Below are 23,738 nucleotides of genomic sequence, written 5' to 3' on the forward strand. Positions count from 1 at the left end.
ATGAAAAATACAGCGATCAGCATAGGAATCCTTGTGCTCGCCTTGGGCTGGCGACTGGGCTTCGCCCAGGAGATGTCCATCGCCAAGCTCCAGACCCTTTCCGAAACAGGTGCGGCGCAGGGCGTGTCCTTTATCGATGGAGCCATCTATGTCTATGGCGACCGTGAGATTGGGATGATGCGCAGGTATTCCCTGACGGACTCCCTCCAGTATTCCGGTGAGGAATATCGCTTCACCATCGAGGGAGAGGACGTGATCAACCATCCCACGGGCATTGCCAGACGGGCGGGGCTCCCCACGTTCATCGGCAACTCCGTACGGCTCAATCCGGAAGGCACAAGGTGGAAGGCGGTGATTTACTCTTTGGACTGGGAGGGCTTTTTGGAAAAGAAAACCCTGGACGGCAACCTCCTCGCTACCATCGATGACGATGCCTGCATCCAAGGCACCCGACCGGAATATGTGCAATACCAAGGGCAGTGGCTCGTGGCTACTTCTGACTACGGCCCCTCCCGCAACGAAGTCCGCCTCTATGATCCCTCCAAACTCGCCAAGTCCAAGAAAACCAGCGAGGAAGGTGTGCTGGTCGGCAAGTTTTCCTGCTCTCCCTGGGTACAAAACCTTCACTGGATATCCGAAAAGGGGATTTTGGTTTTGGTTCAAAACCAAATCGAGGGAAGGCTCTGGAGGCTGACTTTGCTGGACATGGACGCTTCTGTGAAAGCCGGAAAGGAAGTCGTGATCCGACAGATAGATTTTGACCGAAAAGATGAATTGGAAGGCTTCTGCCTCCTGGACTCCGCGCTGGGCGTCGCAGTGTCTTCCTCCCGTACCCAAAATGCCGCTTTGATTTCAATCCCTTAAAACCTTTTACAAGTACATGATGAGAAAATTATTCAACGTGATCCTGGCATCACTCCTGACCATGGGCGCGGCTTTGGCCCAAGGTACCGTGAGCGGCACCGTGAGGGATCAGAATGGCGCGCCACTGGACGGGGTGTCCATTCTCGAAAAAGGCACCACGAACTACGACATCACCGATGCCGCCGGACAGTTTCGCATGGATACCCGTGCCGGAGCGGTGCTCGTGTTTACGCTGATGGGCTATGGGCCCAAAGAAGTGGCCGTGGCAGGTCAGTCCACGATTGACGTACAGCTCACCGCCGAAGATCTGGATCTGGACGAGGTAGTAGTCATCGGCTACCAAAGCCTCCGCAAGTCAGACCTGACCGGCGCGGTATCGAACCTGAAGGCCAAGGACCTCAATCTTACCACACCGACCGTGGGTCAAGCCCTTACCGGAAAGGTGGCGGGTGTGCAGGTCTCTCAGGTCTCTGGCGCTCCCTACGAATCCACCAAGATCCGCGTGCGGGGTATTGGCTCCATCAATGCCAGCTCCTCGCCGCTCTACGTGATCGACGGCTATCCGGCAGCCAATGATGTCTATATCAACCCCAACGACATCGAGTCCATCGACATTCTCAAAGATGCCGCGTCCGCCGCGATCTACGGCTCCAGAGCCTCTGGCGGGGTAGTGCTCATCACCACCAAGCGTGGAAGGGAAGGCAAAGCCCAAGTGGAGTTTGACTACCAGTCAGGCATGCAGCAGCTGGAGAAAAAGGTGAAGCTGCTCAACTCCGAGCAGTTTGTCGACCTGCTCATCGACGCGAGAAACAACAACTATCGCAATCTCATCGAGAACTCCGGCCGTACCTGGACGGACGCGATGTACTCGGATTCCAACCAAACCCGTGTGGCCAATGTCGGCAATGCCGGGGGGGTGAGCATTCCCACGGAGTACTATGACTTTGCATCGCAAACGGCCATCGCGCCAGAATACGATACGGACTGGCAAGATGTGCTCTACCGCACGGCCCATGCCCAGCGCTACAATCTCTCCGTCAATGGTGGCAACGAGAAGTCCCGCTATTTCCTCAGTGGAGGCTACCAGCACCAGCCGGGTATCATCGAGTCGACCAACCAAGACCGCTTTAACCTCAGACTGAACGTGGACTCCAAGGTCAGCGAGCGCTTCCGCGTGGGAGCCAACATGGCTTTCACCAGCAATATCAACCGAGAGGTGCAGGAGGGACGCTTCAACCAGGGGCCTATCCTCGGTGCGCTGATCTACATGCCGATCTTCAAGGCTTACAATGAGGATGGCACTTTGGCCAAAAACGAGGCTGCGTCGCTTTCTTCGGCTTACGGCTTTCAAAGCATAGAAAACCCGCTCGCATTAGCCACCGAGACCATCATCAGCCGTCGTGGACAGCGCGGAACCTACAATGTGAACGGTGCCTATGATCTGGCAAAGGGCTTGACTTTCAAAGCCAACCTGGGGATGCAGACTTACTTTGAAAAGTACGAGTTCTACAAGCCGACCAGCTTGAGTAGCGGAGCCAACCCTCCAGGCTCTGACCAGGCCAAAGCTGCCGCCTATGCCACGGCACAGACCTACGACCGTCGCGACAAACTGGGCGAGTTTACGCTCACCTACCTGAAGGATTTTGACAAGCACTCCATCAACGCCCTGGCCGGATATACCGTGCAGGCTACCGATACCGACGTGCTGAGTGTGACTGCCAACGGCTTTGAAAACGACAACATCGAGGAAATCACCGGCAAAGGTGCTGACCCATCCAACTTCCAGATGAACAGTGGCACGGGCAAAACCCAGACGCGTCTACTTTCCTATCTGGCGAGGGTGGGCTACAACTACGACAGCAAATACTACCTGACCGCTTCCTTCAGACGGGATGGCTCTTCCCGCTTTGGACCGCTCAATCGATACGGTAACTTCCCTTCCGTATCCGCTGCTTGGAACATCTCCAACGAGGAATTTTACAATGACTGGCTGGGAGAGGGATCTTCCCTCAAGTTGAGAGCCAGCTGGGGCCTCAGTGGTAACAACAACATCGGGGACTACAACTATGCCCAGGTGATGTCCACGCCGCAGCCCGTAGTCTTTGGCAACGGTACGGTAGAGTCGGGCGTTTGGCCTTTGGCTATGCGTGACCAGTCCCTCGGCTGGGAGTCCACCAGCCAGTACAACTTTGGCGTGGATACCGAGCTTTTCCATGGCAGGCTCTCCGTGATCGCCAACGCCTACCTGAGCCGATCCTTCAACCTCTTGCTGAATCGTCCCATCTCGGCGATCTCCGGTACTTCTACCATCCTGACCAACATGCCTGATTCCAAGGTGGAAAACAAAGGCTTCGACATCCAGATCGATGCGGTGGCGGTGTCCAAAGCGGACTTCAACCTGAATGTAGCAGGAAACATCTCGCTCAACCGCAACAAAGTACTGGACCTGGGCGACGCGAGCACCATCCTTTCCCGAGGTGCGGAGCGCTCTTACTTGACCCATATCACGACGACTGGCCAGCCGATTGGCATGTTCTACGGCTTCAAAGTAGCGGGTATGGTGAGAGAAAGCGACATGGAAAACATCGCTGCGGATGATGCGGTGTACAACGCTTCCACCCAGTCTTTCCCCGAAGGCTATGAGATCCAAGGCCCTCCGAGATCCCTTGCTTCCAGCAATCCACTGCGTCCCGGCGATCTCTATTTCGAAGATGTGAACGGTGACGGGATCGTGAGTGACGAGGACAAGACCGTGATCGGTACCCCATATCCTGACTTCACCTACGGCATGACCCTGAGCGGAAACTACAAAGCTTTCGACTTCTCCGTGGCGATGAACGGCTCCCAAGGCAATGAAGTACTCGATGGCCAGGACTACTACCTTTTCAACATGGAAGCCTCCGGCAACCAGTATGCCGTGGTCGATGATCGCTATCGTGACGAAGCCAATCCAGGCAACGGCTGGGTGTACAAGGCTTCCCGAGGGGGAACGCAAAGCAACAGCACCCGTCTTTCCACTTTCTACATCCAGGACGGTTCATTCCTCCGCATCACCAACATCACCGTGGGGTACAGCGTGAAGCCTGAGGCTTTGCAGAAAATGAAACTTACGGCTTTCCGGGTGTACATGGGCGTGGACAATGCCTTCACTTTTACCAAGTACAAAGGCTACAATCCAGAGGTGGACTACAACGACGGAGCCAACCTGACTCCGGGTGTGGACTATGGCAAGTATCCGCTCATGACATCCTACAACCTTGGCGTGAAAGTCACCTTCTAATCTGATTACAAAATTGAATACCATGAAAAAGCATATCATACTATTCTTCACTGTCCTCAGTACGCTGACGCTCTTTTCCTGCGGCGAGGAGTTCTTGGATCTGTCTGATCCCAATGCGGTGCCGGCAAATGGCTTCCTGGCATCTCCGGCGGATGTGGAAGCCGCGGTAAACGGGATCTACGCTGCCATTCGCAGCAACAATGCCCTGGGAGAGAGCAGCGCCCTGTATGTGGACGAAAGAGGGGACGACATGGGACGAAACGACAACCAGTCCAATGCCGGCGAGCCCTTTCAGTTTACCGACTTTTCCCTGCTGCCCAGCAACACCTATCTGAGAAACCACTGGTCAGCGCTCTACGTGATCGTCTCCCGCGCCAACTACGTGATCAACAACATCGAGTCCGTGGGATATGCTGACGAAAGCCTGAGAAGCAACCACCTGGCCCAGGCGACCTACCTGCGTGCTTTGGCTTACTATCATTTGGTGAGAAAATGGGGTGCCGTGCCCCTGGTGACCCAGGAAATCAAAACACCGGATGAATTGCAGGCAGTTACTTTCCGGGAAGCGGAGGCTGCGGTGTATGCGCAGATCGTAGCCGACCTGGAGGTGTCAGTGGGCAGTTCCCTGCCGGATCATCAGCCCCTTTCCGGCAAAGGGAAAGTATCCAAAGTCGCAGCCTATGCGCTTTTGGGAGAGGTTTATTTGACGATGGGAAGCAACCAAATCGAAGGTCAAGCTCCTGCGCAATATTTCGCCCTGGCGAAGCAGAACCTGGATGCAGCCTATTCAAGAAGAACGTTCGGAGACCTGAAGGAAATCAGCTATCAGTCGGTTTTCGATGTGGCGCAAAAGTCCACCAATCCGGAACTGATTTTTCAAATCGTCTACAAGCAAGGCGACCAAAACCTCAGTTCAGCAGTAGCAAGAAACAACCAGGCACTGGGCGAAACGATCAATTCACAGCGCCCAGCCACCAACAGCGGTACCCGCGTCAACTTGGATTTGGTCAATGAATACGAGCCAAACGATCCCCGCAAAACCTTCTCCGTGAAGTTTGCCAACGACTCCCGCGTGCAGGAATACTTTATCACCAAGTTTCGTGACCGAAGCGACGCAGCCGGGGTGAACGGCTTTGGTGGAAATGACCACATCATGATGCGCTATGCGGATGTCATCCTCCTGCTTGCCGAGGTCAACGAGCGACTGGGCAATACCGCGGAGGCCATCGCCATGCTGAATCAGGTCAGGGACCGGGCAGGATTGCCACTTTACGAGCAGGCGATGCAGGATCCGAGCTATGCATCCCAGTATCCTACCTTGAAGCTGGCGATTCTGCACGAGCGCCGGGTAGAGCTGGCATTTGAGCAAAAGCGCTGGTATGACCTGATCCGGGCATTTACCGTTCCTGAGCTGGTGGAGTTTTTCCAGAGCAAGGAGCAGTCTGAATACGGAATCGCCAACCTGCAAAACTTTAGCGAAAAGGACAGACTGTATCCGATTCCCTTTGACGAGTACAAGCTCGATCCGGAGCGCATGTACCAAAATCCGGGCTACAACTGATCCAATCGGATTCAATTCATAAAAGGAGGCTTTGCGGCCTCCTTTTTTTGTCCCAAAAAAGACGGGAGTTTCTCTGACAATAGCTGTCGTTGCTTTTTCAAGTTCAGCTGACTTGAGTACTTTTAGACACGAATCGTCACATCACCATGAGCAAGTCAGGACAAATCGAACAGCAGAAAATCCTCCGTGTATTCAAATTGATCAACCTTCTCCAAGGAAACATAGGCAAGCCCGTGCATCGCCTGGCCGAACTGCTGGAGACAGACGAGCGGACGATCTATCGGTACTTCAAGCTGCTGGAGGCCTTGGGTTTTGAGGTGATCAAGGAATTTAGCAAGTACAAGATCAAGCAGCGGCCGGGGCAGGACACGACGCTGAACTACAGCACCTTTTCCCAAGAGGAGAGCGTCTGGCTGAAATCTCTCATCGAGAGCCAAGGCAAGGGCAATCTGCTCCGCGATGCCGTCCTCCAAAAGCTGCAACTCCGCTCCGAGGTCAAGCAGGGTACCGAGCAGCTCTTCAAGGCCCATCTGGGCAATCTGGTGGACCAGATCGGGCAGGGCATCACCGAAAAGAAGCAGATCTGGCTGAAAGACTACTATTCCCTCAGCAGCGAGACGGTTTCCGATCGCTTGGTGGAGCCCGTGGGCTTTTCCAGCGACTACGAGCATATCCATGCCTTTGAGGTGGAAAGCATGAGCATGAAAGTCTTCAAGGTGGAGCGGGTGGGGGAAGTCGTGCTCTCCCAAGATGCCTGGAAGCATGAGCCTAAGCACGAGCTGCCGGGACAGGCGATCTTTGGATTTACGGGGAAAAACAGATACAGCGTCAAGCTCAGACTAAGCAAGCGGGCCTATCAGCTGATGCTGGAGGAGCATCCCAATGCGCTGCCCTTTATGGAGATCAAAAATCGGAACCAATACTATTTCCAAGGCGAAATCCCCCAGCTTCCCGGCTTGGCGAGATTTATTTTGGGGCTTCCCGGCGAAGTCAAAGTCGAAGAAGGCGAGGAGATGAAGGCGTATTTGAAAGAGCAGCTGGCGAAGGGGGCTTTCTAGTATCAAGACGCAAGTAGCTAGATATAAGAGCTCAGAGCCAAGAGTCAAGACTTCAGATTCAAGAATCAAGAGCACCGGAGTTTCAAGAAATCTCAAGGTAGGAGCGTAGCTCTGTCATCTTTACTTGTAGCTAAGGCCCTATCAGATATCAGGGCTACGCCCCTTTTTTTCTCGAACGGCAGATTTTCTACGAAGAGGTCAGGGCTACGCCCCTAGACCAAATCAGGGCAAAGCCTGTGGCCTGATTTCTAGGGAGTTGGGATCACCTTTTTTTATCCTTAGCTATTGTTTTGGGCAAGTTTTTCGGAATGCAAACACCCAACTAATGTTTCGTTAAGTGTATTTGCCGTCTGCATTTGGGCAACGCGAGCTACGAAGTCGAAAAGGCCATTTACGACTTAACATAACACTAGATGTAAGAGCTCAGAGTCAAGAGCCAAGAATAAAGAATCAAGAAGGAGACAAAATACAAGAGCCAAGACTGAAGGCAGAAAATGTCCTCGTCTTGGCTCTTGTGTCTAATGTCTAGCGTCTAATTTCTAAAATCTCCCTCTCTACTGGTGCTCGTCCCGCAGTAGGTCGTTGACCGTCTTTACGGGGTTGAAGGTGATCAGCGGCACTTCCACAAAAAGCGTGTTCCAACCCGACATGGCGCCATTCCATAGGCCTGGAAGCTCCAGAGCCTTGAGGTCACGTCCGCTTTTGGATTTCTCCGTGATGAATCCCGTTTGCATGTCGCGATACTTCATCAGGTCAAAGGAATTGCCCTGATAGTCCCGCGTACCGCAGACCAAGTCCACCGGATTGAAGTGGGTGGAGGCTTGCAGGTGTTTTTTTGACTCGGGGTCACTCAGGTCTATTTGGGCGGTTTCTAGGATCTGAAGGGAAAGTGAGCCATCAGATTCCTGTATCCAAAACGGTCCGCCTCCGGGTTCTCCGGTGTTTTTCACCATGCCGCAGACACGGATGGGTCGGTTGAGTTTGGATCTGAGGAAGCTCGCGACCTCCTCCAGGCTGGACGATGAAACGGTGGCAGGGATCGTGCCTCCCAGGTCCTCATTGTACACCGCGGTGGCAAAGGCCACGCTGTCTTTGTCTATTCCGGCATCGAGCTTTCTGAGGGCGGCAAAGACTTTCTCCTGCACTTCCAGCAGCAGTCCGGCGATGGCCATCTTGTAGTCCTTGGTGGTTCCTTTGATCCGGTCGGGGACCACGTTGTCTATGTTTTTGATGAAGATGAGATCCGCGTCGATGTCGTTCAGATTGTCGAGCAAGGCTCCGTGACCCGCTGGGCGGAAGAGCAGGCTACCGTCTTCCTCTTCGAAGGGGCTGTTGTCCATCGTGACGGCAATGGTGTCGGTGGACTTCTTCTGCTGGGAATAGGTGACTTCAAAGTCCACGCCGCTGGCGGCTTTCAGCGCGGGGAGAACTGCGGCGATCTCGGCCTTGAACTTTTCCTCATGCTCTGGGGAAACGGTAAAGTGGATTCTCACCGTGTTGCCCTTGCCCAGTGCGTACTGAAGTCCTTCGACGAGGTGCTCCTGGGCAGGCGTGCGGTTTTCGGTTTCGTAGGCGTGGAATCTCAGAAGTCCCTTGGGCAGGCTGCCATAGCCCAGTCCATCTTCAGCCAACAATGCCGCTACGATCTTTTTGGCATCTCCTGCTTCCAGACAAGCCTCGATACTGCTTCCCTGCGCCTTCAGTGCGGCGTCCAGGTCGGAGTAGAAGGCAAACTTCTTCGCGTTGGCGATGAATTTTTGGGTAAAGGCGCTTTTGGAAAGGTCACCATCTCCGTCGAGGAAGCTAAAGAGGTCTTTGAACATGCGCGAGGCTGCGCCCGATGCAGGTACAAACTTGACCACGTCCAATTGGGCTGCCTTGCTGGGGTAGGTCTGTTTGAATTGGGCCAGTTCAGCCTCGGAGAGCACCCGGATGCCATGTCCCGGCGTAGCCGGAGCGGTGATTTTCAGAAATGGAAATCCATTTTTGAAGTTTTCGATTTGTGAGGCGACGGTCTCGGGATCCATTCCCTGAGCCAGAATATTCGCTTTTAAGGCTGCATCCATGGTTGCTTGGGGGTTGTAAAAGTTAGTCTTGAAAGATAGCAGGACTCGGCCCTTTGCTCAAATCGGCGATGAGGTTTTTTGGGAAAACCGGGGATAAATTTTGCCAAAAAGGGATTGAACCTCATTCAGTCTCTGGTTTCTTGGCTTTTGGCCAAGCAAAAACGGATTTGGTCTCCTGGTTTCTTTTGCGCCAGCACCCACTGGCTTTCCTCCTCCAAAAAAAGAACGCGTGGATATCCCCCGGTCACCTGGGCGTCCCTGAGCAAAACCAACAGCTTGCCCCCAGCCGTGAGTTGTACCATGCCGGGAAAGACCGGGTTGGTGGGGAGTTCGGGGAGTTCGTTTGGAAGGGGTTCGACGAGTTGCATCCCCATGCGGTCGGCAAGGTTGGAGAGGGTGAAGGCTTCTTCGAGGAGGCGTTTTCGCTGGGCTTTATCCAGCAGGGGAAAGTCAGGCCCTGGGTGTACGCTGAGCGTGTCGGTATCAAACCAATCCCCCGACCAGCGCGCTTTGGCATGTTGTCTTTGCGGCAGGGTGGAGTCTGGATGATAGGGCAGGGTGGATTCCTTGCTGAGAAAGGACTGATCCGTCAGGTTTTTGTAGAAGCTCCTCGAACCGAGAATTTCCGGGGTCTGGAAGCCTTTTTTGACTCCCAAGTAGAGCCGTGCACCTTTTGCCAAAGCGCCAATCTCCAGTCGATCTCCTGCATGCACGGGGAGGATGGTGGAATTGGCCACCGAGGCGCCGTTGAGCCTTGCCTCTGTCAGTGCTCCGGCTAGGGCGATGCAAGTGGGAGCGGAAAAGCGCAGGGAAAATCCCGGCTGCGAAATCTCCAGCACCGCTGCGTTTTCATCGTTTTGAAGTAGGTGGTTGACCCATCGGAGGGAGCGCAAGTCCATCGCGCCGGAGAGCGGTACGCCAAAGCGTGCCATGCCCGTCCTTCCAAGATCCTGGACGGAGGTGCCCGGGCCGGTTCGGAGTATAGTGGCAAGCGCTGTTTCCTTCATTTTGCTTTGGGTATGGGGGGATTTTGAAGATGCACCTCCAGCGTCTCCCGATCTATGGGCTCAAATTTGATCCGGTCGCCCGGTGTAGCCCAGACCGGCGGATTCCGCCTAGGGTCAAAGGGCTGCAGGGGCGTTCTGCCGATGAGGTGCCAGCCGCCCGGACTCTCCTGCGGATAGATCCCCGTTTGGCCTCCCCCGATAGCCACGGATCCGGCTTCGACTTTTCTGTCGGGAATAGCCTTGCGGGGCGTGTGGAGCTGGGGAGGCAGGCCGTTCAGGTACATGAATCCCGGAAGAAAGCCAAAGAAATGGAGCCGGTAGGTCTGTGCCGAATGGAGCTCGATCAGCTGGTTGATCGACATACGATGCCTCAGGGCCAAGTCCGCCAAGTCTCTCCCGTTGTGCGGATCATAGCAAACAGGAACTTCCCAGATCCGCGACGGAAGCTCTTTCGGAGGCGGCTGATGTTTGGATAGTTCACTTTGTAAAAGGAGTTGACTATCAGATCTTTTCCAGCGTATGCTTAAAGCGGTGAATCCCTGCCTGACTTCCAGTAGTTGCTGGGAGTATTCGGCTTGGATCATTTCCATCCAAGCCAGCTGAGAGGCAAGCAGGGCATCGTCGGGAGCCCCGTCCCAATGCAGTTCCCCCAAGGTAGGACTGATGGATAGATAGATTGGCTTCATGTCCAGTAGCGTTTTCGGACTTGCAGCAAGATGTCCAGGATGCCGGGGTTGTCCCCGTGGAAGCAGATGGTGTCGGCCTGCACGGGAATCAGCCGCCCAGAGGCCGTCTTGATCTCTCCATGGAGCAGGATGGCGTCCAGATGCTCAATCACGTCTTGGCTTTGGGTAAAAAGGGCCTTTGGCTCTGACCTGCTTGCCAGCCTGTAGTCGTCCCGATAAGCACGATCCCCAAACAGCTCCAGGCAAAAGGGGTGTTTCCGTGCTCTGGCGGCTTTTTCCATCTCCGAGTGGGGTGGCAGGAGCAGGGGGATGGCGGGGTATTCCTTTTCCAAAAAATCCAACAGCACGGCGGCCAGCTCCGGACGCTCCGCTGCATCGTTGTAGAGCGCCCCGTGGAATTTGATATGGTCTATCAGTAGCCCCGTTTCCTTGGCTAGGGCCTGAAAAAGAGCGAGCTGATCCGCCAGGTGGCCCAAGAGATCTGGCGGGGTGATGGCCATGGATTTCCTCCCAAAATTCTCCCTGTCCGGATAGGAAGGGTGGGCACCGGCTCTTTTGCCAAGGTTCCGAAGCAGTTCCAGCGTCCTCCGCAAGCTCTCCCGGTCCCCGAAGTGGCCGCCGCAGGCTACGCTGCCGAGGTCGATCAAAGGGATGATTTGAGGCTCGTTGGGCATGCCTTCCCCCAGGTCGCAATTGATGGTATAGCGGGATGGCTTGGTCATGGGGCAAAAGTGGGTTTCGAAGCGGAAGACGTGTATAGCATGTTAAAAATAGTTGTCTCTGGGCAATTTCCCTTGCTTGGCCTTGACCGGATTTTTGATGTTTTTTATTTTTAGTCATTGTTCACTTAAATCTGAAAAAAATGGGAAAAGGAGACATGAAGTCCAAAAAAGGCAAGGTCAGCAGGGGAACTTTCGGAGCAAGCAGACCAAAGAAAAAACAGAATAAAGAGGCGAGGAGGAAGAAGCTGAAGCTGAAAGATTCCTGAAAATAAAGAGAGGGCCAAGTGGCCCTCTTTTCGTTTAGTTGCGCGGGAGGATTTCCACTACCCGGCCGTTGACGGGGTCGACTATCACCCTCAGGTCGGCCAGCGTCGGGTCGGTGCTTTCGAAGACTACCACATAGTTTCCATCCACCCATGCGCCCACCTCGGCCTCCTGCCAGTTGGAATTGATGGTGGCTTTTTGGCTGCTGGACAGGGCATTGTATGCGATCTCTCGGAAGACGTCGAGTGGGTCTTCCCCATCTGAGCTAGTGCAGGCGAGGACTCCGGCCAAGAGGCCAAGCAAAAGAAGAAGGGTGTTGAGTTTTTTCATGGTTATTTTGGTTTGAACTGGTAACGCCCGTTTTTGGCCTGATGCTACCTGCTTTTCTAAAACTCTTCGTTTTTATAGGTCCGTCCGGCCCTGGGAATGGCATTCCCAGAACGGGTTTTTAGTCTATATGTTAAGTATTTAAATTATTGTATATCAAGTAATAATTACCTATAGATTGTTGTAATGCTTGATCCAGATGTTGAGCTGTTTGAAGTCCAGCTTTCCCTTGGCCAGCTTGAGATGGTGCAGGATTGCGAGGGATTTGCGCATACGCGATTCGGGATTTTTCACCGTAGTCACGATATAGACCAGGCTTCGCTGCTTGCCGGGAGTGAGCTGGCGGAAGTAGCCGTTTCCCTCTTCGTCCTGATCGAGCAGTACCTGCAGCTCCTCAGGGACTTCATGGCCAAACTCACTGTGGTCCCGCTCGATCCGCACCGGGATAGACTTTGCGTCATCTAGGCTAAGTTTGCTTCTCAGGTCCTGGTTGACCAGCAGGTACCAGTATTCTTTGGACTTCATCAGGGCCATGTGGTGAGGGCCGGAGTCCTTGATCCAGACGAGCACCCGTCGGTGCTTCTCGTCCATCATTTGGGAGGAAATGGCGTCAGGAACGGGGATGTGATAGCTCCAATGGTTGAAGTCAAATTGCCCCAAAGTGCCTGTGAAAGCGAGCTGTGTCATCCCGTGAAGGTAATGATAGAGCGGATTATTTCCGTCAAGTTCGTTTAATGGATAGACTCCGAGCTTATTGTCGATCTTTTGGCTGCGTCAGGTCAAGGGCGGGTTTTTTTGCAAAGATAGAATCGAAGGCAGAGCCAATCCATGGAAGGCGGACTCCAACTCGTCAGTCCCTCGGTTCCGCTGGGGAAAGTTTCCCCACAGTTGCCCAAAGAAATCTCGGGTGCGACTACGACGGACGTTTTCAGGTTCTGCGTTTCTAGGCAATAGAAGCGGTTTTTTGTGCTTTTGTGCCAAAAGGCATGGGGATTGGAACTAAGAGGATGAACCGATTTCTATCGGGGTTTTCTAGAGGAATTGGAATTAAGGCTTCAGATACAAGATTTGTTGGGAATTCTAAAACCTAAAACCTTTTTGATACGTGGAAAAAGTATAGGTGAAGGTTAATTATTCGCTTTTTTCCCTCGATATCAAGGTCGAAAAAAACCGGTTCACCATTCTTAAATCAATTATTTAATCACTAATTCTTAACGCTATGAACAACTCAAAATTAACGATGACTTACTGGTTGGCAGGATTGGCTTCTGGAGTCGTTGCCGGATATCTTCTTTATCAAAACAGAGAAAAGATAGGTCCCCAAAAAGACAAACTCGTCAAACTCCTCGGAGAGCTGCAAAAAGCTAGCGAGGATATCGGCAAAAAACTGAAGGCTGCTGGCTTGGAAGGTCTGGAAAAAGGCAAAGCCCTCGCCAAGAGCGCCGGTGAAAACGTAAACTAATCACTAACTATAAACTACCCAAAGTCGAAGCCGCAAGCAATTGCGGCTTTTTTCATGCCCCTACTTTTACAAAAAAGTGCTTTCTTCAATGGCGATTTTGTGCTTTTCCCAAACAAACCATGCCTCTTTCCTCCAAGCTTCCCCATATCGGTACGACCATCTTCACAGTCATGTCTCGCATGGCCGCAGAGGAGGGCGCGATCAACCTGTCCCAAGGCTATCCGGGATTTGGCGCGGATCCCTTGCTCCTCGATTTGGTGGGGAAATATACCCGTGAAGGATATAACCAGTACGCTCCGATGGCTGGCATTCCCCAGCTGAGGAAGGTGTTGGCGGAAAAGACCAAGCTGACACAGGGCTACTTCCCAGACCCGGAGCTGGAGGTGACCATCGTCTCGGGGGCTACCGAGGCGATTTTCTCGGCCGTGACCGCCATCGTCCGTAGCGGGGACGAGGTGCTTGTATTGGAGCCCGCCTACGATAGCTATGAGCCTGCGATCACGCTGAACGGCGGCACTCCTGTCTACGTCCCCTTGCGAGCCTCCGACTTTTCGGTGGATTGGGAGAAGGTCTCCGCGGCTATTTCTTCGAAGACTCGGGCGATTTTGGTAAACAGCCCCCACAACCCCAGCGGTTATGTCTGGACCGAGGGGGATTTGGAGCAATTGGCCGCATTGGTGAGAAACCGGGACATCTACGTCGTGAGCGATGAGGTGTACGAGCATATCACCTTTGACGGGATCAGGCACATCTCTCTGGGCGCCCATCCCGAGCTCAAGTCAAAAACCTTTGTCTGTGGGTCTTTCGGGAAGACCTTTCATGTGACCGGCTGGAAAATTGGCTACTGCATCGCCCCCGAAAACCTGACCGCCGAGTTTCGAAAGGTCCATCAATACGTCACGTTTAGCACCGTGACTCCCATCCAATATGCCTTGGCAGAATACTTGATCCACCCAGATCGTTACCTTTCTATACCAGGTTTTTATGAGCGTAAGCGGGACGTGTTTGTGAAGGGGCTGGAAAAAACCGGCTTGCATTTCTCGCCGAGCCAGGGGAGCTTTTTTCAGTTGGCCTCCTATGGACATCTCTCCCAAGTGAGCGACAGGGTGCTGGCCGAGCGTATGACTAGGGAACTGAAGGTTGCCTGTATCCCCACCTCGGTGTTCTATTCCGACAAGCGGGACGACAAGATCATACGCTTTTGCTTTGCCAAAGAGGAAGCGGAACTGCAGGAGGCGCTGCGTCGATTGGGGGGATTGGGGAGCATCCTCTAGATCCATGGCCAGCATGATCGGAAGGTGCTGGTGGTTTTGTTTTTCATAAACCCTATAATTCCTATTAATATGGTAGGATAAATGATTTTTGTTCCTAAGTTTGCGTCACGTTCCTCTGCAAACTTTGAAAATCTCCATGGAAAAACTGATCCTTCGCCTTCGGACCGAACCCTTTTGGTCGATGTTTTTCGCATTTGCCGCAGTCATCTTTGCGCTGCTGGTGACTCAGACCCTCACCGAATCCATCAAAAGCTGGGAGCTGGACGTAGAGATGTTTTTGTGGTTTTTGCTGGTGGGATTCGTAGCCCAGAGTATCGACGGCGCCTTGGGGATGGCCTATGGAGTGAGCTGTAACTCCATCCTGCTGGGCATAGGCATCCCGCCGGCCTCGGCCTCGGCATGGGTGCACTTTGCTCAGGTCTTTACCAGTTTGGCCTCTGGGATCTCCCACTGGAAAATGGGCAATGTGGATTGGAAGCTCGCCAAGCGGCTTTTGATCCCGGGTGTGCTAGGCTCCATCCTGGGAGCATTTCTGCTTTCCAACGTGAATGGAGACTTGGTCAAGCCGGCCATCGCGCTCTATCTTTTTGTGATGGGGATCGTGATCCTGAGGAAGGTGAAGAAAAAACATGCCTCCAAGTTTAACCGGGACAGCCGCAGTCTGCCTGTGCTTGCCACCACGGGCGGCTTTGCCGATGCGATAGGTGGCGGAGGCTGGGGGCCCATAGTCAACAGCACCTTGGTGAGCAAAGGCAAAATCGCCCGCTACGCCATCGGCACCGGGAACTTCGTGGAGTTTTTTGTCTCGCTGGCGAGTGCTTCCACATTCCTGTTTTTTGTGAAAGAACTCAGTCTCGCACCCGTTCTGGGGCTGATTTTGGGCGGTATCGTTGCGGCTCCTTTTGCGGCATACATCTGCAAGCTCATCAAGCCAAAACATCTGATGATAGGAGTGGGGGTGTTGATTATTTTCCTCAGCATCCGGACGTTTTACTTGGCGATCGCTTAGCCAGTTTTCGCTTCCGAGGGTTTCCCGGCGTTATTTTCCATGATATTTTTCGGTGAAAAAAGAAGTATTGGTCATCTTTGCACTTTCATCAAACCAAACAGTCAATGAATTGGGAACAGCTGGATCAGCAACTCACCGAAATCGTAAAAAAAAGAAACCAACTCAGCACCATGGACTATAGCGATGCGAGCTATGATGACCTCGAAGAGGAGCTGCATGATTTGGAGGATGATTTTAACGACGAATATGAGGAGATCCTGGAGCCTCAGCTAGAGAAGATCTATTCCAAACTGAAGTCGGATACCGATATCCTGCTGCCCACGGCCTACTTGGCCAATGCCTACCAAGAGATGCTTCCGGATGCCAATGGCGTGGTGACCTACGAGGTAGGCGGCAATGCCGGCGTACCAATCGAGTCAGACCAGTTTGACAAGCTGGATGTGCGGATCGTGCTGGTGCCAAACCCAGCCAGATTTGTCCTGATCGTAAACGGAAAGCAAATGAAAGATCTCTGGAGAAGCCGATGAGGAAAGAACATGAAAGCCAAAAAATAAGGGGTAGCGCTCTACCCCTTATTTTTTTGGCTTTCGCCATACAGGACCGTTCCGCGCTTTGATTCTCGTGGATGTTTTCGGACCGGTTATTTTTTCGCCTTCACCCAACTTTTGATCTCCGCGAGCATGCCATCCAAGTCTGCGCGGGAAAGGTACGTTCCATCCACGATCACCGACTCGATGGAAAGGGTGTTTTCGATGGCTTCCAGAGGATTTTTGTTCAGCAAGACCATGCTGGCCTTTCGTCCAGCCCTGATCGCGCCGTATTCTTCTTCCAAGCCAAAATAGGCTGGCCCATTCACCATCGAAGCCTGAAGCGCCTGGAGTGGACTGAGGCCATACCGAACCATCAGAGCCAGCTCCCGGTGGATGGCCAGGCCGGGATAGTCGTAGGTGTTCAGGTAGCCTGCGTCGGTGCCAGCCATGATTTTCATCCCAGATTCCCACGCCAGCGGGAGTAGTCGCGCCGAGGCTTCAAACTGCATTTTGCGGTTTTTTCTGCTGGCCGAGTCTTCTTGGGCATAGCGGTCAATTCGCCACTGATAGCTTTCCTTTAGCCTCGGACCGAGGTAGTCCATGATGGTGTCATGGGAAAAGTCCAGGGAATCGAGGTAGGCGATGTTGTAGCTGATGAGCAGGGTGGGCACAACGCCGGTGCCTTGGGCGGCAAACTGTCGGAATTTGATCCCAGCGACCGAATCGCTCAGGGTGGTGAACTGAAGTAGGCTGGCTTCCGCCGGGGAGAGCTTGCCTGTAAGCCTACCATCCCGGATGGTTTCTTCCTCAGACGTCGCGGCCCTCAGGAGGTAGCCTTGATGTTCGATGGTGGTAAGTCCGGCTTTGGATATTTCATCCAGCGTGATGACGGGATGGACATGTCCGGAGACCGACCAGCCTCTGGCACGGGCTTTTCTCGTGGCGGAAAGGAAAAGTTCGGCCGAAAGGGCATTGTCGGTGATCTTGACAAAATCTACGTCGAGCTTCTCCAGAGAGTCCAACGCCCGATCCAGCTCTTCCTCTGTGCCTATTTCCAAATCCCCGGGCCAGACGGAGTCGATGCCTTCAATCTTGGGGCCTGAGGTGAAGATTTTTGGCCCAAGTCGCTCTCCAGCATTGATCTCGCGCTTCCATTCCAGCACCTCCAGCGGAATGTCGCCAGCTGCGTCCCGCACGGATGTGACCCCATAGGCGAGATAGAGCGGAAGCAGTCGCTCATTTTCGTCCACGTATTCCGCCCCGCCAAAGTGTACGTGGTTGTCCCAAAGCCCAGGCATGAGGAATCTGGCCCCAGCATCGATCTCGATTTTGCCCGTAAACTGGGAAAGCAGACTGTCGCCACCGCTGAGGTAGATGGAGTCTCCCCGTACCAGGACCACCTGATCGGGAATGACTTCCCCTGACTGGAGTTCAATCACCGAGGCGTTTTTGATCAGGAGATCTACCTCCGTCTTGGAGGTGCAGGCCATCGCAAGGCAGATCAGGGCAGGGAAGAGCGCAAGTTTTTTCATCAGAAAAGGCTGGTCTGTACGTGGGCTGGACGACTGGCCTGGATGGTGCCCCGGAGCATGTCCTGCATCAGTTTGGTAAAGCCCGGCTGCCAAGCCTCGGCGCTGATCTTGGCCTCCTTGCTGTCGTAGCCGACGGGACCGCTCATTTTTTCAAAGCCGATGATCATCGCCCAGACGGTGTAGAACGTGATCTCTGGCTGGAGTTCTGGGCGGATGCTTCCGTCTTTGATGCCTTGGGATACCATCTGAATGCCCAGTTTGATAGGCTCGTGGTGGGCTTCCAGTAGCTTGTGAAAATGGATGGAATCCAGGATCAGGGGATCGATCTCTTCCCTGAGCGTAGGGTGGTTGTATTTTTTCAACACATCCAGGAAGTTGATGACAGCCTGATAGTAGACGGGCTGCTCTTTGGAAAAATTCACCAGCTTGGCCAATAGGTCACAGAGCATTTCCATGCCGTTTTTGCCCTTGGAGCGGAGCACTTCCCTGAATTCCTCCTTGAACTGGTCAAAGGCCTTTTTGCTGAGGGCCATGAAGAGGTCTTCCTTGTTTTTGTAGTAAAAATAGGTGAGGCCCTTGCTGATGCCTGCCCGCTTGGCCACGTCTTCCATGCGTGTGGCCTGGTAGCCTTTGGTGGTAAACAGGGCTACCGCCGAGTCGAGAATGAGTTTTTCCTTGTTTTTTTCTCCTGCCATGACACTGATCAAAAGTTGAATCCAAAGATATTAAATCAGGGTCAAAATGCCCGTGGGGAACTGGGCTTTTGGCAATAAAAAAGGCCTCAAATCGATGATTGAGGCCTTTAGTGCTGGCAGTCAGCGGATTATTTTACTTCCAGGATGAAGTAGTTCTTCTTGCCTTTTTGGATCAAAAGGTACTTGCCTTGGAGCAGGTCAAATGCCAACGGAGCGTTGGGGTCAGAGAGCTTTTCCTTATTGATGCTCACGCCACCGCCTTGGATCATTTTGCGCGCCTCGCCTTTGGAGGGGAATATCTGGGCTTGGGTCTTTTCCCCAAAGAGGTCGAGGACATTTTCCAAGCCGTCAAACTCCCCTTTGCTGAGCTGGACTTGTGGCACGCCTTCGAAGACGGCCAGGAAAGTGCGCTCGTCCAAGGAGGCCAGATCCTCCGTGGAGGACTTGCCAAAGAGGATCTCGGAGGCCTTCACGGCCATCTCGTAGTCCGCCTGGCTGTGTACCATGATGGTGACCTGCTTTGCGATTTCCTTTTGCAGGAGTCGCAGGTGTGGAGCGGCAGCATGCTCAGTTTCCAGGCTTTCTATGGTCTGCTGGTCCAGCACGGTGAAGATTCGGATGTATTTGCTGGCGTCCTCGTCGGATACGTTGAGCCAAAACTGATAGAAGGCATAGGGGGAGGTCTTCTCTGGATCGAGCCAGACCGATCCGCCTTCGGTCTTGCCAAACTTGGTGCCGTCAGCCTTGGTGATCAATGGTACCGTGAGCGCATAGGCTCCGCCTCCACCCATCCTGCGGATGAGCTCAGTGCCGGTGACGATGTTGCCCCACTGGTCAGATCCACCGAGCTGGATGGAGCAGTTGTTGTTTTTCCAAAGGTGGTAAAAGTCGTAGCCCTGAATGAGCTGATAGCTGAACTCGGTGAAGGAAAGGCCATTTCCGTCTTCCAGTCTTCGCTTCACGCTGTCCTTGGACATCATGTAGTTTACCGTGATGTGCTTGCCCACATCGCGGATAAACTCCAGGAAGGAAAACTGGGACATCCAGTCAAAGTTGTTGACGAGTTCCGCCTTGTTGGACGTGGCGCCCGAAAAGTCGAGGAATTTGGAAAGCTGGCTTTGGATGCAGGCGACGTTGTGGTCGAGGGTTGCCTTGTCCAGCAGGTTTCGCTCGGCGGACTTGAAGGAGGGATCCCCGATCATACCGGTAGCGCCTCCGACCAGCGCAAAGGGCTTGTGTCCCGCCCGCTGGAAGTGAAGCAGCGTCATCACGCCGACCAAGTGACCGATATGGAGCGAGTCAGCTGTAGGGTCAAAGCCCAGGTAGGCCGAAGCCATGCCTTTGTTGAGGTGCTCTTCGATCTCCGGGGTCATGTCCTGGAGCATTCCTCTCCACTTCAGCTCTTGTATAAATGAATTCATTGGGAAGGGTCTTTTTTGAATCAGGTCGCAAATATAGGCCATCCCCGGGGAGTATCGAAAAGATGCCGGATGATTCCGCCGCAATCATTTTCCGTTCCTCACATCTCTGCAGATGCGGAAGAGGTTTTTTTGTTTACTTTGAATCCAATCTTCATTATGCTATGAAAAAAAGAGTTATCGGTTTTTTGTTGGGCTTTGGGCTGATGTGCGGAGTCTCGACTTTTGGTCAAACAGCTCCCAGCTGGCTGCGCTACCCGGCCATTTCGCCTGATGGAAGCCAGATCGCTTTCACCTATAAAGGTGACCTCTATCTCGTGCCGAGCGCCGGGGGCAAGGCCACCCAGCTGACTTTCCACGAAGCCCATGACTTCAAACCGGTCTGGAGCAAGGATGGCACGCAAATCGCCTTTGCCTCGGATCGCTATGGCAATTTTGACGTCTTTGTCATGGCTGCCGGCGGCGGGGAAGCTACTCGGCTGACCTACCACTCCACGGACGAGATGCCCTACGACTTCAGTTCCGACGGCCAGCGAGTCATCTTCGGTGCCGCCCGCATGGATGATGCGGCCCATCGTCAGTATCCGACCGGCTCCCAGCCCGAGCTCTACGAGGTGGCCAAAGGAGGCGGCCGCGTTGACCAGATCTGGACGATTCCTGCGGAATACGTGCAGAGCAGTAGGGACGGCTCCAAGATGATCTACCACGACAAAAAAGGAGGGGAAAACGAGTGGAGGAAGCATCACCAGTCGGGCATAGCTCGGGATATCTGGATCTATGACCAGGCCAAAAACGAGCACAAGATGCTGACCAGCTTCTATGGCGAAGACCGAAACCCGGTCTTTTCGCCCGACGAATCGGAAATCTATTACCTCAGCGAGGCCAACGGCAGCTTCAATGTCCACAGCATGCAAGTCTCCGATCCTGCCAATCCGCAGGCGCTGACCAGCTTTTCAAACTTCCCGGTTCGCTTTCTTTCCATCTCCGATCAGGGCCTGATGAGCTTCAGCTACGACGGGGAGCTCTACACCCTGAAAAAAGGAGAGGAGCCCAAGAAACTGTCGGTCTCCATTTCCACCCAATCCATCTCCAATCCGGACAACTATATCACCATCAACGGCGGGGTTCGGGAAATGTCCGTGTCACCTGATGGGAAGGAAATAGCATTCATCGCCCGAGGTGAGGTATTTGTCACCTCCGTGGACGGCTCGCTTACCAAGCGGATCACCAACACACCAGAGCAAGAGCGCTTCGTGGAGTTTGCTCCGGATGGCAAGTCGGTGGTGTACTCTTCCGAGCGGGACGGGAAGTGGCAGATCTTTCAGGCTACCAAGGTGCGTGCGGAGGAGCCCTTTTTCTTTGCGTCAACCCTGATCAAGGAGGAGCCACTCGTCAGTGTAGCAGTGGACGCCTATTTGCCTAAGTTTTCCCCCGATGGAAAAAAGCTCGCCTACGTCGAAGGCCGACGGACGCTGAAAGTCCTGGACGTCGCTTCCAAGACTTCGGTCAGCCTGATGGGGCCAGAGCTGCTGTTTCATATGAGTGATGGCGACCAATACTACACTTGGAGCCCAGACAGCAAGTGGCTGTTGGCGAGCTACCGACCGACTATGACCAATTCCGAAGTGGTGCTCTTGGATGCCTCCGGCAAAGAAGCAATGCGCAAACTCACCCAAAGCGGCTACTCCGACGACAATGCCAAGTGGGTCAACGAGGGCAAGCAGATGATTTGGTTTAGCAATCGGGACGGGCTGCGAAGCTATGCCACGAGCGGTAGGATGGAAGAGGACGTGTACACGATGTTTTTTGACCAGGCGGCTTGGGACAAGTTTCGCCTGAGCAAGGACGAGTTTGAGCTTCTGAAGGAGATCGAAAAAGCTAAGAAACCGGCCGAAGACGACAAGGCCAAATCGGACAAAAGCGAAGATGAAAAGGCGGTAAAGCCTATCGGGTTTGACTGGGATGGCTTTGAAGAGCGAAAGCTTCGGCTGACCATCCACTCCTCCAATATGGGGGACGCGGTACTGTCCAAAGACGGGGAGAAACTGTACTACCTGGCCCGTTTCGAAAAAGGCATGAACCTCTGGAGTACCAACCTGAGGACGCGCGAGACCAAGCAGGAAATAGCCCTTGATGCCAACTCGGGAAGATTAGTGTGGGACAAGGAGCAAAAAAATCTCTTTCTGCTGTCCGACGGCAGCATCTCCAAGATCAACCCGGAATCGATGAAGAAGGAAGGCGTAAAGATCGCCGGAGAGATGGCTTTTGACCGCGATGCCGAGATGGATTATCTATTTGAACATGTTTGGTTGAGAACCAAGGGGATGTTTTACACCCCTGACATGCATGGGGTGGACTGGAATGCCATCCATCCAGCGTATCAAAAGTACCTGCCGCACATCGGCAATAGCTATGAATTTGCGGAGATGCTATCCGAAATGCTGGGTGAACTGAACGTGTCCCATGCCGGGGCGAGGTATAGCAGGACGGTGCCGATGGCAGATGCCACCGGAGCTTTGGGCGTGTTTTGGGATTATTCTTTTGCCGGAGATGGCATCAGGGTCACCGAAGTCATCAAAGGCGGGCCGCTGGACAAAAGCGATGTCAGCGTGAAGCCGGGCATGATCATCGAGCGCATCGATGGAGAGCTGGTCAGTGCCGACTTTGACTTTGCGAAGCTGCTCAATCGAAAGGCCGACCAGTTTACCCTGATCGAAGTGGTAAACCCGGACAATGGCGATCGGAAGCAGTATACGGTGAAGCCGATCTCACTCGGGGCGGAAAGCCAGCTGCTGTACAAGCGCTGGGTGAAAAAAAACCAAGAGGAAGTCGAGCGGCTCAGCGGGGGGCGACTGGGCTACGTCCACATACCAGGGATGAGCGATGGGCCCTATCGAAATGTGTATGAGGACATGATGGGCAAGTACTATGAAAAAGATGGTGTGATCGTCGACACCCGCTTCAACGGGGGAGGAGACCTGGTGGCGGACTTGGCGATGTTTTTCACGGGAGATCCCTTCCTCACCTACGCGACAGCCGACAAGGTGGTGGGTGGAGAGCCGACAGCCCGCTGGACAAAGCCGACCCTGGCCATGTTTAACGAGGCAAACTATTCGGACGGTCATTGCTTTGCCTGTGGCTACACGGACTTGAATATCGGTAAAACCGTGGGGATGCCTACGCCGGGTACCTGCTCTTTTGCGGGCTGGGAGGGGCTGCCAGACGGGACACGCTGGGGTGCGGTGCCCATCTCCGCCAAGGACAAAGCCGGAGATTGGCTGGAAAACAAGGAAACCAAGCCGCAGTTTGAAGTGAAAAATATGCCTGGCAAAGTAGATCAGGGAATCGACCAGCAGCTGGAAAAAGCGGTGGAAGAACTTCTCAAGGACGTAAACTGAAGGCTGGTAAACGGAAAAGCCCGATCATCAGTTAGATCGGGCTCTTTTTTGCTCTTTTTCTGACGACTTACTGGTACTGTTTGGTGTTCAGTGACTCGTCGTTTTTGAAAAACTGGGACATCTTCGCAAACGAGCTGTCGAAATATCCTTCCAGCATTCTCTTGATGATGAATGTTCTGTATTCATCTTTGGAGACAATCGGGAAATACTCGTGGCTTTTTCCGTAAGACTTGTGGCTGACAAATCCTTTTCTTTCAAGGATTCTCACGATGGTCGATACGGTGTTGTATGCAGGCTTCGGCTCCGTCATGGGAGACAGGATATCTTTCACAAAGCCGCGCTCGATATCCCAGAGGATCTGCATGATCTCCTCTTCCGCTCTAGTTAAAGGTTTCATAAGGTGTTAAGTTTTAAATCAATAGAAAATTATTCGTTTAGTTCCTTAATTCCAAAAGAATTAAGATAATATTTATACGATTTAGTTGATGGGTTATTCTAAGGTCCTGATTTTAAACTATATAAGTTGAGGTTTTAGGACCTGAAAAACTCTCGCTTTTTTATCCAGAAAAGAGGCGTTGATCGCCT

Annotated in this window: 20 protein-coding genes; 10 read left to right on the plus strand and 10 right to left on the minus strand. The window is 53.3% G+C overall.

Annotated elements, in window-relative coordinates:
- The 4 genes from J0A68_RS19360 (at nucleotide 1) to J0A68_RS19375 (ending at nucleotide 6,763) form a co-directional block, all read left to right on the plus strand.
- Entirely contained in the window at nucleotides 1-864 is an 864-nt protein-coding gene (locus J0A68_RS19360; RefSeq protein ID WP_206579899.1) for a hypothetical protein, read from the plus strand.
- 16 nt (nucleotides 865-880) lie between these two features.
- Complete coding sequence (locus J0A68_RS19365; RefSeq protein WP_206579900.1) at nucleotides 881-4,144, plus strand: SusC/RagA family TonB-linked outer membrane protein; 3,264 nt, start codon at nucleotides 881-883, stop codon at nucleotides 4,142-4,144.
- A gap of 22 nt (nucleotides 4,145-4,166) precedes the next feature.
- On the plus strand, nucleotides 4,167-5,705 hold the full coding sequence (locus tag J0A68_RS19370) for a RagB/SusD family nutrient uptake outer membrane protein (RefSeq protein ID WP_206579901.1): 1,539 nt from the start codon (nucleotides 4,167-4,169) through the stop codon (nucleotides 5,703-5,705).
- A gap of 146 nt (nucleotides 5,706-5,851) precedes the next feature.
- Nucleotides 5,852-6,763 carry a helix-turn-helix transcriptional regulator gene (locus J0A68_RS19375; protein ID WP_206579902.1) on the plus strand — a complete coding sequence of 304 codons (912 nt, stop codon included), beginning with the start codon at nucleotides 5,852-5,854 and terminating at the stop codon, nucleotides 6,761-6,763.
- A 554-nt stretch (nucleotides 6,764-7,317) separates the two neighbouring features.
- Here the strand turns inward: J0A68_RS19375 and J0A68_RS19380 are convergent.
- The 4 genes from J0A68_RS19380 to J0A68_RS19395 all read right to left on the minus strand — a co-directional run bounded on the left by J0A68_RS19380 (nucleotide 7,318) and on the right by J0A68_RS19395 (nucleotide 11,244).
- Nucleotides 7,318-8,829: a DUF4301 family protein gene (locus J0A68_RS19380; protein ID WP_206579903.1), complete on the minus strand. Its 1,512-nt coding sequence runs from the start codon at nucleotides 8,827-8,829 to the stop codon at nucleotides 7,318-7,320.
- A gap of 125 nt (nucleotides 8,830-8,954) precedes the next feature.
- Entirely contained in the window at nucleotides 8,955-9,836 is an 882-nt protein-coding gene (locus tag J0A68_RS19385) for a 5-oxoprolinase subunit C family protein (RefSeq protein WP_206579904.1), read from the minus strand.
- A complete protein-coding gene (gene pxpB, locus J0A68_RS19390) occupies nucleotides 9,833-10,522 on the minus strand; it encodes a 5-oxoprolinase subunit PxpB (RefSeq protein ID WP_206579905.1) in 690 nt (229 codons plus the stop codon). Before pxpB ends, J0A68_RS19385 begins: the two co-directional genes overlap by 4 nt.
- Complete coding sequence (locus J0A68_RS19395; RefSeq protein ID WP_206579906.1) at nucleotides 10,519-11,244, minus strand: LamB/YcsF family protein; 726 nt, start codon at nucleotides 11,242-11,244, stop codon at nucleotides 10,519-10,521. Before J0A68_RS19395 ends, pxpB begins: the two co-directional genes overlap by 4 nt.
- 140 nt (nucleotides 11,245-11,384) lie before the next feature.
- On the opposite strand from J0A68_RS19395, the gene J0A68_RS19400 reads away from it, so the two are divergent.
- Entirely contained in the window at nucleotides 11,385-11,510 is a 126-nt protein-coding gene (locus J0A68_RS19400) for a 30S ribosomal protein THX (RefSeq protein WP_206579907.1), read from the plus strand.
- A gap of 34 nt (nucleotides 11,511-11,544) precedes the next feature.
- On the opposite strand, the gene J0A68_RS19405 is transcribed toward J0A68_RS19400, so the two are convergent.
- Together J0A68_RS19405 and J0A68_RS19410 are read right to left on the minus strand one after the other, a co-directional pair.
- Nucleotides 11,545-11,838: a hypothetical protein gene (locus J0A68_RS19405; RefSeq protein ID WP_206579908.1), complete on the minus strand. Its 294-nt coding sequence runs from the start codon at nucleotides 11,836-11,838 to the stop codon at nucleotides 11,545-11,547.
- Between the two features lie 168 nt (nucleotides 11,839-12,006).
- Nucleotides 12,007-12,522: a YdeI/OmpD-associated family protein gene (locus J0A68_RS19410; protein WP_206579909.1), complete on the minus strand. Its 516-nt coding sequence runs from the start codon at nucleotides 12,520-12,522 to the stop codon at nucleotides 12,007-12,009.
- 553 nt (nucleotides 12,523-13,075) lie between these two features.
- On the opposite strand from J0A68_RS19410, the gene J0A68_RS19415 reads away from it, so the two are divergent.
- From J0A68_RS19415 to J0A68_RS19430, 4 genes are all read left to right on the plus strand, one after another.
- On the plus strand, nucleotides 13,076-13,297 hold the full coding sequence (locus J0A68_RS19415; RefSeq protein ID WP_206579910.1) for a hypothetical protein: 222 nt from the start codon (nucleotides 13,076-13,078) through the stop codon (nucleotides 13,295-13,297).
- Nucleotides 13,298-13,416: 119 nt separating this feature from the next.
- Nucleotides 13,417-14,571 carry a methionine aminotransferase gene (locus tag J0A68_RS19420; RefSeq protein ID WP_206579911.1) on the plus strand — a complete coding sequence of 385 codons (1,155 nt, stop codon included), beginning with the start codon at nucleotides 13,417-13,419 and terminating at the stop codon, nucleotides 14,569-14,571.
- 136 nt (nucleotides 14,572-14,707) lie between these two features.
- Nucleotides 14,708-15,580, plus strand: coding sequence for a sulfite exporter TauE/SafE family protein (locus tag J0A68_RS19425; RefSeq protein WP_206579912.1), 873 nt, complete (start codon nucleotides 14,708-14,710; stop codon nucleotides 15,578-15,580).
- Nucleotides 15,581-15,684: 104 nt separating this feature from the next.
- Entirely contained in the window at nucleotides 15,685-16,107 is a 423-nt protein-coding gene (locus J0A68_RS19430) for a hypothetical protein (protein ID WP_206579913.1), read from the plus strand.
- Between the two features lie 113 nt (nucleotides 16,108-16,220).
- Here J0A68_RS19430 and J0A68_RS19435 read toward each other — a convergent pair whose 3' ends face one another.
- From J0A68_RS19435 to tyrS, 3 genes are all read right to left on the minus strand, one after another.
- Nucleotides 16,221-17,642 carry an amidohydrolase family protein gene (locus J0A68_RS19435; RefSeq protein ID WP_236025670.1) on the minus strand — a complete coding sequence of 474 codons (1,422 nt, stop codon included), beginning with the start codon at nucleotides 17,640-17,642 and terminating at the stop codon, nucleotides 16,221-16,223.
- Nucleotides 17,642-18,337, minus strand: coding sequence for a TetR/AcrR family transcriptional regulator (locus J0A68_RS19440; protein WP_206579914.1), 696 nt, complete (start codon nucleotides 18,335-18,337; stop codon nucleotides 17,642-17,644). Before J0A68_RS19440 ends, J0A68_RS19435 begins: the two co-directional genes overlap by 1 nt.
- A 128-nt stretch (nucleotides 18,338-18,465) precedes the next feature.
- Nucleotides 18,466-19,758, minus strand: a complete 1,293-nt coding sequence (gene tyrS / locus J0A68_RS19445; protein WP_206579915.1) for a tyrosine--tRNA ligase — start codon at nucleotides 19,756-19,758, stop codon at nucleotides 18,466-18,468.
- 203 nt (nucleotides 19,759-19,961) lie between these two features.
- Here tyrS and J0A68_RS19450 point away from each other — a divergent pair, with 203 nt between their 5' ends.
- Nucleotides 19,962-23,153, plus strand: a complete 3,192-nt coding sequence (locus J0A68_RS19450) for a S41 family peptidase (RefSeq protein ID WP_236025681.1) — start codon at nucleotides 19,962-19,964, stop codon at nucleotides 23,151-23,153.
- Between the two features lie 67 nt (nucleotides 23,154-23,220).
- On the opposite strand, the gene J0A68_RS19455 is transcribed toward J0A68_RS19450, so the two are convergent.
- Nucleotides 23,221-23,550, minus strand: coding sequence for a BlaI/MecI/CopY family transcriptional regulator (locus J0A68_RS19455; RefSeq protein WP_206579917.1), 330 nt, complete (start codon nucleotides 23,548-23,550; stop codon nucleotides 23,221-23,223).
- Nucleotides 23,551-23,738: the final 188 nt, after the last annotated feature.

The organism is Algoriphagus oliviformis, assembly GCF_017254915.1.
GTDB classification, from domain to species: Bacteria; Bacteroidota; Bacteroidia; order Cytophagales; family Cyclobacteriaceae; genus Algoriphagus; species Algoriphagus oliviformis.

Excerpts from the sequence above, each read along its gene's own strand:
- J0A68_RS19435 (WP_236025670.1), bottom strand. The coding sequence starts at position 17,642 with ATGAAAAAACTTGCGCTCTTCCCTGCCCTGATCTGCCTTGCGATGGCC.
- J0A68_RS19420 (WP_206579911.1), top strand. The coding sequence starts at position 13,417 with ATGCCTCTTTCCTCCAAGCTTCCCCATATCGGTACGACCATCTTCACA.
- J0A68_RS19405 (WP_206579908.1), bottom strand. The coding sequence starts at position 11,838 with ATGAAAAAACTCAACACCCTTCTTCTTTTGCTTGGCCTCTTGGCCGGA.
- J0A68_RS19365 (WP_206579900.1), top strand. The coding sequence starts at position 881 with ATGATGAGAAAATTATTCAACGTGATCCTGGCATCACTCCTGACCATG.
- pxpB (WP_206579905.1), bottom strand. The coding sequence starts at position 10,522 with ATGAAGCCAATCTATCTATCCATCAGTCCTACCTTGGGGGAACTGCAT.
- J0A68_RS19370 (WP_206579901.1), top strand. The coding sequence starts at position 4,167 with ATGAAAAAGCATATCATACTATTCTTCACTGTCCTCAGTACGCTGACG.
- J0A68_RS19425 (WP_206579912.1), top strand. The coding sequence starts at position 14,708 with ATGGAAAAACTGATCCTTCGCCTTCGGACCGAACCCTTTTGGTCGATG.
- J0A68_RS19385 (WP_206579904.1), bottom strand. The coding sequence starts at position 9,836 with ATGAAGGAAACAGCGCTTGCCACTATACTCCGAACCGGCCCGGGCACC.
- J0A68_RS19415 (WP_206579910.1), top strand. The coding sequence starts at position 13,076 with ATGACTTACTGGTTGGCAGGATTGGCTTCTGGAGTCGTTGCCGGATAT.
- J0A68_RS19395 (WP_206579906.1), bottom strand. The coding sequence starts at position 11,244 with ATGACCAAGCCATCCCGCTATACCATCAATTGCGACCTGGGGGAAGGC.
- J0A68_RS19375 (WP_206579902.1), top strand. The coding sequence starts at position 5,852 with ATGAGCAAGTCAGGACAAATCGAACAGCAGAAAATCCTCCGTGTATTC.
- J0A68_RS19400 (WP_206579907.1), top strand. The coding sequence starts at position 11,385 with ATGGGAAAAGGAGACATGAAGTCCAAAAAAGGCAAGGTCAGCAGGGGA.
- J0A68_RS19430 (WP_206579913.1), top strand. The coding sequence starts at position 15,685 with ATGAATTGGGAACAGCTGGATCAGCAACTCACCGAAATCGTAAAAAAA.
- J0A68_RS19450 (WP_236025681.1), top strand. The coding sequence starts at position 19,962 with ATGTGCGGAGTCTCGACTTTTGGTCAAACAGCTCCCAGCTGGCTGCGC.
- J0A68_RS19380 (WP_206579903.1), bottom strand. The coding sequence starts at position 8,829 with ATGGATGCAGCCTTAAAAGCGAATATTCTGGCTCAGGGAATGGATCCC.
- J0A68_RS19360 (WP_206579899.1), top strand. The coding sequence starts at position 1 with ATGAAAAATACAGCGATCAGCATAGGAATCCTTGTGCTCGCCTTGGGC.
- J0A68_RS19410 (WP_206579909.1), bottom strand. The coding sequence starts at position 12,522 with ATGACACAGCTCGCTTTCACAGGCACTTTGGGGCAATTTGACTTCAAC.
- tyrS (WP_206579915.1), bottom strand. The coding sequence starts at position 19,758 with ATGAATTCATTTATACAAGAGCTGAAGTGGAGAGGAATGCTCCAGGAC.
- J0A68_RS19455 (WP_206579917.1), bottom strand. The coding sequence starts at position 23,550 with ATGAAACCTTTAACTAGAGCGGAAGAGGAGATCATGCAGATCCTCTGG.
- J0A68_RS19440 (WP_206579914.1), bottom strand. The coding sequence starts at position 18,337 with ATGGCAGGAGAAAAAAACAAGGAAAAACTCATTCTCGACTCGGCGGTA.